10 protein-coding genes are annotated in these 14,782 nt (G+C 71.1%); 6 read left to right on the forward strand and 4 right to left on the reverse strand.

Annotated elements, in window-relative coordinates; all coding sequences use genetic code 11:
• The first annotated feature begins 64 nt into the window (after window positions 1–64).
• From J5Y10_RS05935 to J5Y10_RS05955, 5 genes are all read left to right on the forward strand, one after another.
• Window positions 65–1,504 carry an efflux transporter outer membrane subunit gene (locus J5Y10_RS05935; protein WP_245214359.1) on the forward strand — a complete coding sequence of 480 codons (1,440 nt, stop codon included), beginning with the start codon at window positions 65–67 and terminating at the stop codon, window positions 1,502–1,504.
• The gene (locus tag J5Y10_RS05940; RefSeq protein ID WP_209371793.1) at window positions 1,501–2,826 is read left to right on the forward strand and encodes an efflux RND transporter periplasmic adaptor subunit; all 1,326 of its coding nucleotides are present in this window, start codon (window positions 1,501–1,503) and stop codon (window positions 2,824–2,826) included. The genes J5Y10_RS05935 and J5Y10_RS05940 overlap by 4 nt, the downstream gene beginning before the upstream one ends.
• Window positions 2,823–5,933 carry an efflux RND transporter permease subunit gene (locus J5Y10_RS05945; RefSeq protein ID WP_209371795.1) on the forward strand — a complete coding sequence of 1,037 codons (3,111 nt, stop codon included), beginning with the start codon at window positions 2,823–2,825 and terminating at the stop codon, window positions 5,931–5,933. Before J5Y10_RS05940 ends, J5Y10_RS05945 begins: the two co-directional genes overlap by 4 nt.
• Window positions 5,930–9,022 carry an efflux RND transporter permease subunit gene (locus tag J5Y10_RS05950; protein ID WP_209371797.1) on the forward strand — a complete coding sequence of 1,031 codons (3,093 nt, stop codon included), beginning with the start codon at window positions 5,930–5,932 and terminating at the stop codon, window positions 9,020–9,022. The genes J5Y10_RS05945 and J5Y10_RS05950 overlap by 4 nt, the downstream gene beginning before the upstream one ends.
• A gap of 72 nt (window positions 9,023–9,094) precedes the next feature.
• Window positions 9,095–9,859, forward strand: coding sequence for a hypothetical protein (locus J5Y10_RS05955; protein WP_209371799.1), 765 nt, complete (start codon window positions 9,095–9,097; stop codon window positions 9,857–9,859).
• Here J5Y10_RS05955 and J5Y10_RS05960 read toward each other — a convergent pair.
• Together J5Y10_RS05960 and J5Y10_RS05965 are read right to left on the reverse strand one after the other, a co-directional pair.
• Window positions 9,799–10,425 carry a MarR family winged helix-turn-helix transcriptional regulator gene (locus J5Y10_RS05960; RefSeq protein WP_209371801.1) on the reverse strand — a complete coding sequence of 209 codons (627 nt, stop codon included), beginning with the start codon at window positions 10,423–10,425 and terminating at the stop codon, window positions 9,799–9,801. The genes J5Y10_RS05955 and J5Y10_RS05960 overlap by 61 nt on opposite strands.
• A gap of 67 nt (window positions 10,426–10,492) precedes the next feature.
• The gene (locus J5Y10_RS05965) at window positions 10,493–11,482 is read right to left on the reverse strand and encodes a Bug family tripartite tricarboxylate transporter substrate binding protein (protein ID WP_209371802.1); all 990 of its coding nucleotides are present in this window, start codon (window positions 11,480–11,482) and stop codon (window positions 10,493–10,495) included.
• A 174-nt stretch (window positions 11,483–11,656) separates the two neighbouring features.
• Here J5Y10_RS05965 and J5Y10_RS05970 point away from each other — a divergent pair, with 174 nt between their 5' ends.
• A complete protein-coding gene (locus J5Y10_RS05970) occupies window positions 11,657–13,234 on the forward strand; it encodes an FAD-dependent monooxygenase (protein ID WP_209371804.1) in 1,578 nt (525 codons plus the stop codon).
• Between the two features lie 21 nt (window positions 13,235–13,255).
• On the opposite strand, the gene smpB is transcribed toward J5Y10_RS05970, so the two are convergent.
• Together smpB and dapA are read right to left on the reverse strand one after the other, a co-directional pair.
• Window positions 13,256–13,741: an SsrA-binding protein SmpB gene (gene smpB, locus J5Y10_RS05975; protein WP_209371806.1), complete on the reverse strand. Its 486-nt coding sequence runs from the start codon at window positions 13,739–13,741 to the stop codon at window positions 13,256–13,258.
• Window positions 13,741–14,619 carry a 4-hydroxy-tetrahydrodipicolinate synthase gene (gene dapA, locus J5Y10_RS05980; protein ID WP_209371808.1) on the reverse strand — a complete coding sequence of 293 codons (879 nt, stop codon included), beginning with the start codon at window positions 14,617–14,619 and terminating at the stop codon, window positions 13,741–13,743. The genes smpB and dapA overlap by 1 nt, the downstream gene beginning before the upstream one ends.
• Between the last annotated feature and the right edge of the window lie 163 nt (window positions 14,620–14,782).

Below are 14,782 nucleotides of genomic sequence, written 5' to 3' on the forward strand. Positions count from 1 at the left end.
GTAACAGGGCATGGGATGCCCAATGTATCGCCCCTAGAAGGACGCTGTGCGAGATTCGAATCCCATGAACAAGCCCGCCGGGCCCACGCGACGGGACGCCGGCCGGATGGTGCTCGGCGCCCTGCTCGGGTTCGCCCCTGCGGGCTGCGCCCTGCACCCCGATGCCATCCCCGCCATCGAGCGCGGCCCGGACCGGTTCCGGGAGGCGGCGGCCCCGGCCGCCTGGCCGAACCCGGAGTGGTGGCGCGGCTTCGGCTCGGTAGAGCTGGATCGGCTGATGCGGCGCATCGCCTCGGAGAACCTGGACCTGGCGGCCGCTGCCGCTCGGGTGCGGCAGGCCGAGGCCACGGCCCGCGTGGCCGGCTCTACCCTGCTGCCCACCATCTCCTCCGGCGGGAATGCGCGGCGCAGCCAGACCGGTTCGGGCAACCCCTCGGCCACCTCCTATGACATCAGTCTCGCGGCTTCCTACGAGCTGGATGTCTGGGGGCTGAACCGGAACACCTACGAATCGGCCCGCCTCTCGGCCGTGGCCACCCGCTACGCCCTTGGCACGACGCTGATGACGGCCGAGGCCTCCGTGGCCAACACCTACTTCACCATCCTGGAAGCGCGGAACGCGCTGCGGATCCAGGAGGCAAACCTGAACGCCGCCCGGCGGGTGCTGAACGTCATCCGCCAGCAGGTGGCCGCCGGCACCGCCACCGGGCTGGACCTGGCGCAGCAGGAGACGGTCGTCGCCCAGCAGGAGGCGGCCGTGCCGCCGCTGCGCCAGAGCGTGTCCCAGAACGTCGCCACGCTCGCGGTGCTGGTGGGGCTGGCCCCCGTGCAGCTCGACATCCTGGGGGAGGGCTTCGAAGGGCTGGACGTGCCCTCCCCTTCCCCGGGCCTGCCCTCCGCCCTGCTGGCGCGGCGACCGGACGTGCTGCAGGCGGAGGCGAGCCTCGCCTCGGCGGGCGCCAACACCGCCGCGGCGCGGGCGGCACTGCTGCCCTCCTTCACCCTATCGGCCCAGGGCGGCTTCACCGCGGCACTGATCGGAACGCTTCTGCGGCCGGAAGCCCAGTTCTACTCCCTGGCGGCCAGCGTCGCGCAGACCATCTTCGACAACGGCGGCCTTCGCGGCCGGGTGGAGCTGGCCCGCGCGCAGCAGGAGGAACTGGTGATCGTGTACCGCCAGACCATCCTGAACGCTCTGGCGGACGTGGAGAGCGCCCTGGCGGCCCTGCGGGAGACGACCGAGCAGGAGGCGCTGCTGGCGGAGGCCGAGCGCCGCGCAGCCCGCGCCTACAATATCTCCGAGGAGCAGCTGCGCGGCGGCGTGATCAACCTGATCACCCTTCTGAGCACCCAGACAACGCTTTTCACCGCCCGGCGTAACCTCTCGACGGGCCGGCGGAACCGGTTCCAGGCCGCGGTGGGGCTGTTCCGGGCCCTGGGCGGCGGCTGGGGCGCCAGTGCGGCCGCCGTCCCGTCTCCTACCCTTGTGGAGGTTGCCCGATGAGGCGCGCGTTCGGTTGGCTCCTCGTCCTTGTCATCCTCGCCGGGGGCGGCTGGTACGGGTGGCGCTGGTGGCAGGAGCGGCACGGGGCGCAGGACCCCTCCGCCGCGCGCGACCAGATGCAGGCCCAGGGCCCGCAGGGCGGCACGAACCCGCAGGGCCCCGGCGCCAGGCGGGAAGGCGGCGGTGCTGGCGGCGGCAACCGTCCGCGCCGCGCGGGCGGCCCGGGCGGTGGGACCGCGGTTCCCGTGACGGTGGCGGAGGCCGCGCGGCGCGACGTGGCGCTGACGGTGGACGCGCTGGGCACCGTGGTGCCGCTGCAGAGTGTGGTGGTCCGCACCCAGCTGGACGGCCAGCTGATGGAGGTGAACTTCCGCGAGGGCCAGGAGGTCGCGGAAGGCGACGTGCTGGCGCGGGTGGACGACCGCACGGTGCGCGCCGCGCTGCAGCAGGCCGAGGGCAAGAAGGCCTATGACCAGGCACAGCTGGCCAATGCCCGCGTGGACCTGACACGCTACCAGGGCCTCGTCCGCGCCTCCGGCGCCACGCAGCAGCAGGTGGATACCCAGCGTGCCCAGGTGGCGATGCTGGAGGCCCAGGTGCAGCAGGACGATGCCGCCATCGCGCAGTCCCGGACCCAGCTCGGCTTCGCCACCATCCGCTCGCCCCTGGCGGGCCGGGTGGGCATCCGGCAGGTGGATGCGGGCAACCTCGTCCGCTCCTCCGACACGGCGGGCATCGTCTCCGTCACGCAGATGGCGCCGATCAGCGTCACCTTTACCCTGCCTCAGCAGGAGCTGCCGCGCCTAACCCGGGCGCTGGCCTCCGGCGCCGTGCCGGTGGAGACGCTGCCCGGGCCGAGTTCCTCCTCGGGCGGAACCCAGCCCGTGGCGCGCGGGACGCTGCTGACGATCGACAACAGCGTGGATGCCACCACCGGCACCATCAAGGCGAAGGCGGTCTTCCCGAACGAGGACCGCGCCCTCTGGCCCGGCGCCTTCGTGAACCTCCGCCTGCGGATCGAGGTGGTGCCGCAGGCCGTTGTGGTGCCCCTCGTCTCCATCCAGCGCGGGCCGGAGGGCAGCTACGCCTTCGTCGTGAAGGAGGACCGCACGGTGGAGCAGCGCCCCGTGACGCTCGGCCAGACGACCATGGCGGACGCCGTGGTGCAGTCCGGAATCCAGCCCGGGGAGCGTGTTGTGACCTCCGGCGGACTGCGCCTGTCTGCCGGCACCACGGTGGCGCTCCAGGATGAGAACGCCCCCACCCGGCAACCCGGCAGCCGGCCGCGGCGCACCGCCGAGGCGCGGGAGACGGCGAATTGAACATCTCCGCCCCCTTCATCTCGCGGCCGGTGGCGACGACGCTGCTCTCCGTCGCCGTGCTGCTGGTGGGGCTCTGGGGCTACTGGAAGCTGCCCGTCTCCTCCCTGCCGGAGGTGGAATTCCCGACGATCGAGGTCTCCACCCAGCTTCCCGGCGCCTCCCCGGACACGGTGGCGCTGCTGGTCACGGCGCCGCTCGAGCGGCAGCTCGGCCAGATTGCCGGCGTGGCAGTGATGACCTCAACCTCCGGCCCGGGCACCAGCCGCATCGCGCTGCAGTTCGCGCTCGATAAGGATATCGACGAGGCGGCGCAGGACACGCAATCCGCGCTGGACGCCGCGCGCGGCACCTTGCCAAGCACCCTTCCCTATCCGCCGGTCTACGCGAAGGTGAACCCGGCGGACCCGCCCATCATCACGCTGGCCCTGACGAGCGACACCCTGCCCATCGCGCGCCTGTCGGACACGGCGGACACGCTGCTGGCACAGAAGCTGTCGCAATCCGCGGGCGTCGGGCGCGTGACCGTGCAGGGCAACATGCGCCCGGCCGTCCGGCTGCGGATCGATCCCGGCCGGCTGGCGGCCTATGGCCTTTCCATGGCCGATGTCCGCACTGCCGTCACGGCGGCCAATGCCAACACGCCGAAGGGTTCGCTGGACGGGGCGCGGCAGGCCTCCACCATCATGGCGAACGACCAGATCACCGCGCCCGCGCAGTTCGCCGACATTATCGTGACCTACCGCGATGGGGCCCCCATCTTCCTGCGCGACCTCGGGACGGCTCAGGAGGGGCTGGAGAACGACCGCAACGCCGCCTGGTTCGACGGCCGGCCCGCCGTGATCCTGGACGTGCAACGCCAGCCCGGCGCCAACATCGTGGACACCGTGGCCCGCGTCCGCGCCCAGCTGCCGGTGCTGCAGCGCGGCCTGCCCGCCGGGATCCGCATGGCCGTGGTCTCCGATCGGACGGAAACGATCAAGGCCTCCGTGCGGGAGGTGGAGCTGACGCTGGTGCTCTCCACCGTCCTCGTCGTGGCCGTGATCTACTTCTTCCTGCATTCCGGCCGGGCCATGATCGTGCCGGCCGTCTCCCTGCCGCTCTCCATCATCGGCACCTTCGCCGTGATGGACTGGCTGGGCTTCTCGCTCGACAACCTCTCCCTCATGGCGCTGGTCATCGCCACAGGCTTCGTCGTGGACGATGCCATCGTCATGATCGAGAACATCGTCCGCCATATCGAGGACGGGATGGAGCCGCTGGCCGCCGCCTACGAGGGCGCGCGGACCATCGCCTTCACCATCGTCTCCCTCACTGTCTCCCTCATCGCTGTCTTCATCCCGCTGCTGTTCATGGAGGGCGTGGTCGGGCGGCTGTTCCGGGAGTTCGCGCAGACGCTGACGGCCACCGTCCTCGTCTCCATGGTCGTCTCCCTCACCCTTACCCCGATGATGTGCGCCCTGCTGCTGCGCCCGACGCATCACAGGAAGGGCTGGCTGGCGCGCGGGGCGGACCGCTTTTTCGACGGCCTGCTGCACGTCTATGAACGCGCCCTGCGCGTGACCCTGCGCTTCGAGGCGATCACCCTTCTGGTTGCCGTGGGCACGGTGGTGCTGACCGCCTGGTTTTACGTCATCATTCCCAAGGGCTTCCTGCCCGCCCAGGACACCGGGCTGATCCAGGTGGCCACGGAAGCACCGGGGGACGTCTCCTTCGCCCGCATGTCGGCGCTGCAGCGCCAAGTGGCGGACATCGTGCGCGCTGATCCGGCCGTGCAGGCCGTCACCTCCGTCGTCGGCGCGGGAACGGTGAACGCCACGCTGAACGGCGGCCGCATCACCGCCGTGCTGCGCCCGCGGGAGGAGCGGGACGAGACGGCGCAGGAGATCATCGCCCGCCTGGCCCCGCGCCTGGCGGGGGTGGCGGGCATTGTCTCCTACCCGCTGGCGGTGCAGGACATCCAGATCGGGGCGCGCGCCAGCACCACCCAATACCAGTTCACCATCGTGGACGCGGATGCGGCGGAGCTGGCGACTTGGTCGCCGCGCATCCTGGCCGCGCTGCGGAACCTGCCACAGCTTCTGGACCTCTCCAGCGACCAGCAGCAGCAGGGCCTGCAGATCAGCGTGGACGTGGACCGCGCCCGCGCCGGCCGGCTGGGCGTGACGATGCAGGCCATCGACGACGCGCTCTACGACGCCTTCGGCCAGCGCCAGATCTCCACCATCTACGCACAGAACAACCAGTACCGCGTGATCCTGGAGGCGGCGGAGGACTTCCTGGCAGACCCCACGAAGCTCGGCATGATCCGGGTGGCCGGCAGCACGGACGGCACCGCGAGCGTGGTGCCGCTGGCCGAGGTGGCGCGGGTGGGCCGGGTGAACGGGCCGCTGCAGGTGACGCGGGAGAACCAGTTCCCCGCCGTGACCTATTCCTTCAACCTTTCCGATACCGTCTCCCTGGGAGATGCGGTGGACTCCATCGGGAACTCCATGCGCGATCTCGGCGTGCCCTCCACCATCACCGGCCGCTTCGCCGGCGATGCGGCGGAGTTCAACGCCTCCCTGCAAAGCCAGCCCTGGCTGATCCTGGCGGCGGTGATCGTGATCTACATCACCCTCGGCGTGCTCTATGAGAGCCTGGTCCACCCGCTGACCATCCTCTCCACCCTGCCCTCCGCCGGCATCGGGGCGCTGCTGGCGCTGCAGCTCTTCGGGCTGGACCTCTCGGTGGTCGGAATCATCGGGATCCTGCTGCTGATGGGCATCGTGAAGAAGAACGCGATCATGATGATCGACTTCGCACTGGAGGCGCAGCGGGAACGCGGCCTTCCCCCGCGCGAGGCGATCACGCAGGCGGCCCTGCTGCGTTTCCGCCCGATCACCATGACGACCCTGGCCGCCCTTCTCGGCGCCCTGCCCCTGGTCCTCGGCCATGGCGCGGGGTCGGAGCTGCGCCTGCCGCTCGGCGTCTCCATCGTGGGCGGGCTGGTGCTCTCGCAGTTCGTCACCCTGTTCACCACGCCCTCCGTCTACCTCGCGCTGGAATGGGTGCGGCTGAAGCTGGGAGGGCGACCTGACGTGGCACCGGCCGCGGCGCCCGCGGAATGAACATCTCCGCCCCCTTCATCGCACGGCCCATCGCCACGGCGCTGCTGGCGATCGGGGTGGCGCTGTTCGGGCTGGTGGCCCTGTTCCGCCTGCCCGTGGCCTCGATGCCGCGGGTGGACATCCCCACCATCGTCGTTACCACCAGCCAGCCCGGCGCCGCGCCGGAGACGATGGCCAGCACGGTCGCTGCCCCGCTGGAGCGCCGCATCGGCACCATCCCCGGGGTGACGGAGATGACCTCCTTCTCCTCCCTCGGCAGCGCGACGATCATCATCCAGTTCGACCTGGCCCGCACGCAGCGGGAGGCGGCGCAGGACGTGCAGGCCGCGGTGAACGCGGCGCGGCAGGACCTACCCTCCGGCCTGCCCAACCCGCCCACCATCCGCAAGATCAACCCGGCCGACGCGCCGATCATTATCCTGGCCATGACGTCAGAAACCCTGGCGGGCCCTGCCGTCTACGACGCGGCGGACAGCCTCGTCGCGCAGCGCTTGGCGCAGGTGCCGGGGGTGGCGCAGGTGGAGGTGAGCGGCGGCGACCAGCCCGCCGTGCGCGTGGCCGTGGACCCCGCCGCAGCCGCCGCGGCCAGGGTTTCGCTGGAGGACATCCGCCTCGCGATCACCCGTGCCAACGTCACGGCCGCAACCGGCTTCATCGAAGGGCCGGAGCAGTCCGCCTCTATCCGCACCAACGACCGGATCGATCGCGCGGACGCCTATAGCGACATCGTGCTGAAATCGACGGGCGGCGCCATCGTCCGCCTCTCGGACGTGGCGCGGGTCGAGGACAGCGTGCGCAGCCGCCGCCAGGCCGGCTGGTTCAACGGCCGCCCGGCCATCCTGCTGATGGTCCGCAAGCAGGCGGACGCCAATATCATCGACGTGCTGAACGGCATCACCGCCATGCTGCCCCAGGTGGAGAACTGGGTGCCGGCCGGCGTGAAGATCGAGGTGGTGAGCGACCGCTCCACCACCATCCGCGCCTCCGTCGACGAGGTGCGGACGACGCTGGCCATCACCGTCGCCCTTGTCGTCGGCGTGGTCGCCATCTTCCTGCGGCGCTGGGCGCCCGTCCTGGCCGCCAGCGCCTCCGTGCCGCTGTCCCTCCTCGGCACGGTCGGGGTGATGTGGTGGATCGGCTACTCCCTCAATAACCTCTCCCTCATGGCGCTCACGATCTGCGTCGGCTTCGTCGTGGACGACGCCATCGTCATGATCGAGAATATGGCCCGCCACCGGGAACGTGGGCTCGCGCCGGTCCAGGCGGCGCTGGCGGGGGCGCGGGAGATCGGCTTCACCGTCCTCTCCATCACCATTTCCCTCATCGCCGTCTTCATCCCGCTGCTTGCCATGGGCGGGATCATCGGGCGCATCTTCCGGGAGTTCTCGGTGACGCTGGCCGTGGCCGTCGCCATCTCCGGCATCGTCTCCCTCACCCTCACCCCCATGATGGCCGGTTGGATGGAGCGGGACGGGCCGGAGAAGCCCCCAGGTCTCCTCGCCCGCGGCTTCGAGGGCGTGCTTGGCGCCACCTCCCGCGGCTACATCGCCAGCCTCACCTTCCTGCTGCGCTTCCGTTGGCTGATGCTGCTGGCCACCTTCGGGCTGATGGGGCTGACCGTCTGGCTCTACATCGCCGTGCCGAAGGGCTTCCTGCCCACGCAGGACACGGGCCTCCTCCAGGGCAGCACCCAGGCCGCGCCCGACACCTCCTTCGCCCGGATGGAGGAACTGCAGCGCCGCGCCATCGAGATCGTGGCGGCCGATCCGGCGGTGGAGAGCGTGGGCGGCAATGTCGGCAGCAATGGCGGCCAGGGTTCGTCGAACCGCGGCAACATGTACGTCACCCTCAAGCCCCGCGAGGAACGGGACGTGACGGCGGAGGGCGTGATCGCCCGCCTGCGCTCGCCGCTCAGCCGCATTCCCGGTGCGGGCGTCTTCCTGCGCCCGAACGAGGACATCCGCATCGGCGGGCGCCAGGACAGCGGCCGCTTCTCCTACGTGCTGCTCGGCAACGACATCGAGGAACTGCGCGAGTGGACGCAGACCATGGTCACCGCCCTGCGCGCCGTGCCCGGCATCAACGACGTGACGAGCGACCAGGACCGCGCAGGCCTCGTCACCCGCGTGGAGGTTGACCGCGCCGCGGCCTCAAGGCTCGGCGTGACGCAGACGGAGATCAACGCCGCGCTGAACAACGCCTTCGCCCAGCGCCAGGTCTCCACCATCTACCGCGCCCGGAACCAGTACCGCGTGGTGCTGGAGATCGACCCGGGGCTTCAACAGGGCCCGCCCGACATCACCCGCGTCTACGTGCCGGGGGCCGGGGACACGCAGGTGCCCCTCTCCGCCGTCGCGCGGGTGACGGCGGCGGCCGCCCCCCTCTCCGTCGCGCACCAGGGCGGCTTCCCCTCCGCCGCCATCTCCTTCAACCCCGATGAGAGCCTGCAAGTGGCCGAGATCCAGGCCAGGATCGAGGAGGTGCAGCGCCAGGTCGGCCTGCCCCCTTCCATCCGCGCCCAGTTCGGCGGCAACGCGCAGGCGGCGCAGTCCTTCACGAAGGACATGCCGCTGCTCATCCTCGGCGCCTTCCTCGCGATCTACGTCGTGCTCGGGGTGCTCTACGAAAGCTTCGTCCACCCCATCACCATCATCTCCACCCTGCCCACCGCCGGGCTTGGCGCGCTGCTGGCGCTGCTCGTCACGAACACGCCGCTGACGGTAATCGCGCTGATCGGCGTGATCCTGCTGCTGGGCATCGTGAAGAAGAACGCCATCATGATGGTGGATTTCGCGCTGGAGCATGAGCGCAACCACGGCGCCAGCAGCGAGGAAGCGATCATCGCCGCCTGCCGGGAACGGTTCCGCCCCATCCTGATGACGACGCTGGCCGCCCTGCTCGGCGCCGTGCCGCTGGCCCTCGGCACCGGCACCGGGTCCGAGATCCGGGCGCCGCTCGGCATCGCCATCATCGGCGGGCTCGTCGTCTCCCAGGTGCTGACCCTCTACACCACCCCCGTCATCTATCTGGCGCTCGACCGGCTGCGTCGGCGGGAGCATCCGCGCGCCATCCCCGCCCCGGCCGAGTGAGAGGTCAGGGCGGGGGCTTGCGGCACGGTTCGGGAGCAGGCCTCCTGCGCCCCGGACAACAGGAGCCCGCTCATGAATGCCATCCAGGCCGCCGGTGAACTTCTTGCCCGGGCCCGGGCCGGCGCCGCGCTGCCCGGCCTGCCGCCCGCGCTGCGCCCCGCCACCCTGGAGGCGGCCGAGGGCATCCAGCACGCCACCCTGGCCGCGATGGATGAAGGGATCGGCGGATGGAAGATCGGACGGCTGGACGGGATCATCAACTCGGCCCCGATCCCCGCCTCCCGCCTGCTCACCGATCCCCTGCCCGGCCCCATCACCCTGCCGGCGGAGCGCTACATCGAGATGGAGCTTGCCATCCAGTTCCGCGTTGCCGTCGCCCCCGCGGATGTGGCCACGCTGGTCCCCGGCGACCTCACCGGCCTTGCCACCCTCGCGACCCTGTTCGAATTCGTCCGGCCGCGAATCCCCACCTCGGGCGACGTGACGCCGCTGGACCGGATCGCCGACGCCATGGGCAATGACGGCGCGCTCGTCCGCGCGACGCTGCTGCCCTGGACGCTGACCACCCTGGACATGCCGCCCGCCCTGACCCTGTTCCAGGACGATGCCGTGCTCACGCGGCGGGAAGCCGTCCCCCATGTCGCGGCGCCCCTCGGCCCGCTGCTGGAAGCCTGGATCGGCCGCCTTCGCCGCGAGGGCCGGGGCATCGCCATGGGCGAAGTGGTCACCCTGGGCAGCCTTTCCGGCATGCCGCCCATCCCCGCTGCCGGCGCGACCTATTTCGGCGAGATCGAGGGGATGGAAGCCCTGCGCTGCACCGTCGCTCCGGTTTCCTGATCGGTTCGTTGCGCGGGTTCTGGGACGGCCTCGGCCGCCTCGGCCCCGCGCAGCAGGGGCACGCGCGCCAGCGGGTCGTGGTGCGTCAGCAGCTTGTCCAGCAGGCGGCCGAGCGTGGACGCCTCCCGCTCCGTCAGCGGCGCGAGAAGGGAGCACACGGAGCGCTCCGCCGCGGGTTCGACCTCCTCCAGCAGGGCAGCGCCCTGAGGCGTGAGGTTGAGGATGCGGCGACGCCGGTCCTGCCGGTCGCCGCTGCGGAGCAGCAGCCCCCGCGCCTCCAGCAGCCGCACGACCATGCCCGTGGTGGACCGGTCCAGCCCCAGCAGCTGCGCCAGCCCGATCTGGTCCAGCCCCGGCCGGGTCCGTAGCGCGACGAGGATGCCGTACTGCGTCGTCGTCACCTCGAAGGCCCGGCATTCCCCGGCGAAGACGGAAAGCGCGATCTGGTGGGCGCGGCGTAGCCGGAAGCCGGGCCGCGCGTAAAGGGCGGCGAGCGCCACCTCCGGCATCCCATTCGGCATCCCACCCGGCCCGGCGGCCGGCTCGGCTTCGTCGAAGGCCGTCAATGCTCCTCCTTCCGCGGGCGAACCGAGACTTGCAGGAAAGACATCGCCGGCGCCAGCCTGGTGTCTTTCACCCGGCCGTGATCTTCGCCTCGCGGATCACTTCGGCCCAACGGCGATAGTCCCGCTCCACCAGCTCGCCGAAGGCCTCGGGCGTCGCCGGGCTGGGGACCATGCCCTGGGCCTTCAGCGCCTCGGCCGTGGCGGGCTCGGCGACCCAGGCGTTCAGCGCGGCGTTCAGCCCGCGCACCATCGGCGCGGCCATCCCTGCCGGGCCGAGCAGCCCGTACCAGAGATCGGCCTGCGCCCCGCCGAACCCGGCCTCCGCCAGGGTCGGCACGTCGGGCGCGGAGGGGCTGCGCTCGTCGCTCGCCACCGCCAGCATCCGGATCTGCCCGCCTGCCACCAGCGGCAGCGCCGTGTGCACGGGCAGCACCATGGCAGCCACGCGCTTGCCCAGCAGGTCCTGGATGGCCGGGGCGGAGCCGCGATAGGGGATGTGCGTCAGCTCCACCCCGGCCTTCAGCGCGAAGAGAGCCATGCCCAGGTGCTGCGGCGTGCCGTTTCCCGGGGAGGCGTAGTCGATCGCCCCGGGTCTGCGCTTCGCCAGTTCCGCGAAGGCCCGCGCGTCCCGCGCTGGAACATCGGGGTTCACCACCAGCGCAAGTTCACCGCGGGTCAGCAGCGCGACGGGTGTGAAGCCCTTCACCGGATCATACGGTACGGTTGGAAAGAGGCTGGCGTTCATGACGAAGGTGTTGGGCTGCATCATCAGCGTGCGCCCATCCGGCGCCGCGCGCGCTACGGCCTGGGTGCCGATCAGCCCGCTGGCTCCGGCGCGGTTATCCACCACCACGGGCTGCCCGATCCGCGGCTGAAGCCATGGGGAGGCGAGCCGCGCCAGGATGTCCGGGCCGGTCCCGGCCGTATAGGGCACGATGATGGTGACCGGCCCATCCGGCTGCGGCGCCTGCGGGCTGGTTTGCGCAAGGGCGACGCGGGGCAGGAACGGCAGGGCGGCAAGCGCGGCCAGCCGGCGCCGGGCGATGGCATGGGGCACGAAACGTTTCCTGGCAGGGGTTATTCACTTCAGCCTGAACAGCCAGTGAGACTACTGTCAATCCGCTGGGCCGATTCAGTGAGACGTCTGACGATCTGGACAGGCGTCCCCCGGCGTGGGAAGCGTGGGGCGAAGCGGGCCGTCAGCAGCCCGCCGGATGCGAGAGGACGTGCCATGGCACAGGGCGAGGACCGCACGCAGGTCGTCATTGTCGGCGGCGGGCCGGTCGGGACGGGGCTGGCCATCGCGCTCGCGCAGCGCGGGATCGAAGCGGTCCTGGTGGAGCGCTACCGGACCCCGCAGCCCATTCCCAAGGGCCAGAACTTGACCCAGCGGACGATGGAGCACTTCCACTTCTGGGGGGCGGAGAAGGCCCTGCGCGCCGCGCGGACCATCCCGCGGGAATACGGCATTGGCGGCATGACTGCATACGGCACGCTGCTGGGCGACTACCACTACGACTGGCTGCAGCGCGAGCTCGTGCGCCCGTACTACTTCACCGACAACGAGCGCCTGCCCCAGTACGCCACGGAGGCGGTTCTGCGCGCCCGGCTGGCAGAGCTTTCCACGGCGAAGGCGCTGTATGGCTGGTCCGCCGAGGGCGTGGAGCAGGACGGGGACGGCGTGCGCGTGACGGTGAGCGAACGGGAGAGCGGCGCGACGCGCGTGATCTCCGCCGACTACGTGGTGGGCTGCGACGGCAGCCGCTCCACGGTGCGCGAGGCGGTTGGGATCACCCAGACCCGCTCCGACCACGACCGGCTGATGGTGCTGCTCGTCTTCCGCTCCCAGGGGCTGAACGAGCTGCTGCGGCGCTACCCCGGCAAGTCCTACTACAACGTGCTGCACCCCGACCTGCAGGGCTACTGGCAGTTCTTCGGCCGCGTGGACCTGGAGGGCAGTTTCTTCTTCCATGCCCCCGTCCCTGCCGGCACCACGAAGGACAGCATGGACTTCGCCGCCTACCTGCACCGCGCGGCGGGCGCGGAATTCGACGTGCAGTTCGAGCACATCGGCTTCTGGGACCTGCGCTTCGCCATCGCGGACCGCTATCGCGCCGGCCGCGCCTTCGTGGCGGGCGATGCCGCGCACAGCCACCCGCCTTATGGCGGCTACGGCATCAATACGGGGCTGGAGGACGCGGCCAACCTGGCATGGAAGCTGGCGGCCGACCTGCAGGGCTGGGCCGGGCCCGGCCTGCTGGACAGCTATGACGCGGAGCGCCGCCCCGTCTTCGCCTCCACGGCCGGCGATTTCATCGGCCGGTCCATCGAGCTGGACCGCGACTTCCTCGCCGCCTTCGACCCGACGCGGGACAGGGCGGCATTCGAGGCGGAGTGGGCGGCGCGCCAGGGCGGCGCCAAGTCCGAGGTCGCCTCCTTCGAGCCGAACTACGAGGGATCGCCGATCATCCCCGGCCCGGCTGGACGAGGGCCGAGCGCGCTCGGCTCCCACAGCCCGCTCGCCCGCCCCGGCCATCACCTGACACCGCAACATCTGGCGGACGGGCGCAACTGCTTCGAGGCGCTGGGACCGGGCTTCACCCTGCTCGCCCCCGATCCCGGCGCCGCGGCGGCGATGCGCGACGACGCGGCGCGGCGGGGCATCCCGCTGGAGGTCGCCGCCATCGGGGCGGAGGCGCAGAAGACCTATGGGGCGGAGGCGGTTCTCGTTCGCCCGGACCAGTTCGTCGCCTGGGCCGGCCCCACGGCGGAGGCCAGCGGCGCCCTGGAGCGCGCGACCGGCGGCTGATCGCGATGCGCGGCCGGGCTCTCAGCCCTTGTCGCGCATCACCCTGGCCTTGTCGCGCTTCCAGTCGCGCTCCGCGATGGCGTGGCGCTTGTCGGCCTTCGTCTTGCCTTCCCCGAGCCCGAGCGTGAGCTTCGCCACGCCGCGGTCGTTGAAGTGGATGTCGAGGGGGACGATCGTCGCCCCCTCCCGCGAGACGGCGCCGGCCAGGGCCTCGGCCTGCTTCTTGTGCAGCAGCAGCTTGCGCGGCCTCCGCGGCTCGAACTTCGCCACCACGGACCCGGCCTGCCATTCCGGAATATAGAGGTTGAAGATCCACATCTCGCCGTCGCGCTCGCCGGCCCAGGCCTCGGTCAGCGTGGCGCGGCCGGCACGCAGACTCTTCACCTCCGGCCCGACGAGGACGATGCCCGCCTCGTAGGTGTCGAGGATCTTGTAGTCGAAGCGCGCCTTGCGGTTCTGCGCGGCAACGCCGTGGCTGATCAGGGCCTTCTTGCGGGGCTCCGCCATCAGTTGAGCAGCCCCACGCCGGTCATCGCCGCCCGGACCTTGGCCTTCGAAGCCTCGGCGATCGGCGCCATCGGCAAGCGGCAGAACTCGCTGCCACGGCCCAACAGGCTGGCCGCGTACTTCACCGGGCCGGGCGAGGTCTCGCCGAACATGGCGTCGTGCAGCGGGGTCAGCCGGTTCTGGATGGCCTGCGCGTCCTTCACCCGGCCATCGGCCCAGGCGTCGTGCATCTCTCGGCACAGGCGGGGCGCGATGTTCGCCGTCACGCTGATGCAGCCCACGCCACCGGCCGCGTTGAAGGCCAGCGCCGTATGGTCCTCGCCGGAGAGCTGGCAGAAATCGTCGCCGCAGGCGATGCGCGTGTGCAGCGGCCGGGTCAGGTTCGCCGTCGCGTCCTTCACCCCGGCGATGTTCGGGTGCTTCGCCAGCCGCGCCATCGTCTCCACGCTCATGTCGATCACGCTGCGCGGGGGAATGTTGTAGATGATCACGGGGATCTCGGCGGCATCCGCCACCGCCTTGAAATGCAGGTACATCCCCTCCTGCGTCGGCTTGTTGTAGTAGGGCGTCACCACCAGCACGCCGTCGGCCCCGGCCTTCTTCGCGTGCACCGCCAGTGCCACCGCCTCCGACGTGGAGTTGGAGCCGGCGCCCGCGATCACCGGCACCTTGCCGCCCGCCGCCTCGATGCAGAGCTCCACGACCCGCTGGTGCTCCTCATGCGAAAGGGTTGGGCTCTCGCCGGTCGTGCCCACGGGCACCAGGCCCTGCGTTCCCTCGGCTACCTGCCAGGCGACGAGATCCTGGAAGGCGCGCTCGTCGATCTTCCCCTCGGTCGTCATGGGCGTGATGAGGGCGACGAGCGATCCCTTGAACATGGGGCGTTTCCTGGCTGGCGGCGGTCGGGGCGAGAGGATTATGTGGGGTGCCGGCGCCCCGCGCGCCAGCATCTCCATCCGATACAGGGCGCCACCCCCTGGAACAAGGCCCGCCCGGACCGTCCCGGCGCTCTGCCCGGGGGCGCGACAGGCGCGGGCGGAC

Source organism: Roseomonas indoligenes (genome assembly GCF_017813365.1).
In the GTDB taxonomy this organism is placed as follows: Bacteria; Pseudomonadota; Alphaproteobacteria; order Acetobacterales; family Acetobacteraceae; genus Roseomonas; species Roseomonas indoligenes.

What these genes read in the sequence shown, in the direction of transcription:
- J5Y10_RS05935 (WP_245214359.1), top strand. Translation starts at nt 65, where the DNA reads ATGAACAAGCCCGCCGGGCCCACGCGACGGGACGCCGGCCGGATGGTG.
- J5Y10_RS05940 (WP_209371793.1), top strand. Translation starts at nt 1,501, where the DNA reads ATGAGGCGCGCGTTCGGTTGGCTCCTCGTCCTTGTCATCCTCGCCGGG.
- J5Y10_RS05950 (WP_209371797.1), top strand. Translation starts at nt 5,930, where the DNA reads ATGAACATCTCCGCCCCCTTCATCGCACGGCCCATCGCCACGGCGCTG.
- J5Y10_RS05955 (WP_209371799.1), top strand. Translation starts at nt 9,095, where the DNA reads ATGAATGCCATCCAGGCCGCCGGTGAACTTCTTGCCCGGGCCCGGGCC.
- J5Y10_RS05970 (WP_209371804.1), top strand. Translation starts at nt 11,657, where the DNA reads ATGGCACAGGGCGAGGACCGCACGCAGGTCGTCATTGTCGGCGGCGGG.
- smpB (WP_209371806.1), bottom strand. Translation starts at nt 13,741, where the DNA reads ATGGCGGAGCCCCGCAAGAAGGCCCTGATCAGCCACGGCGTTGCCGCG.
- dapA (WP_209371808.1), bottom strand. Translation starts at nt 14,619, where the DNA reads ATGTTCAAGGGATCGCTCGTCGCCCTCATCACGCCCATGACGACCGAG.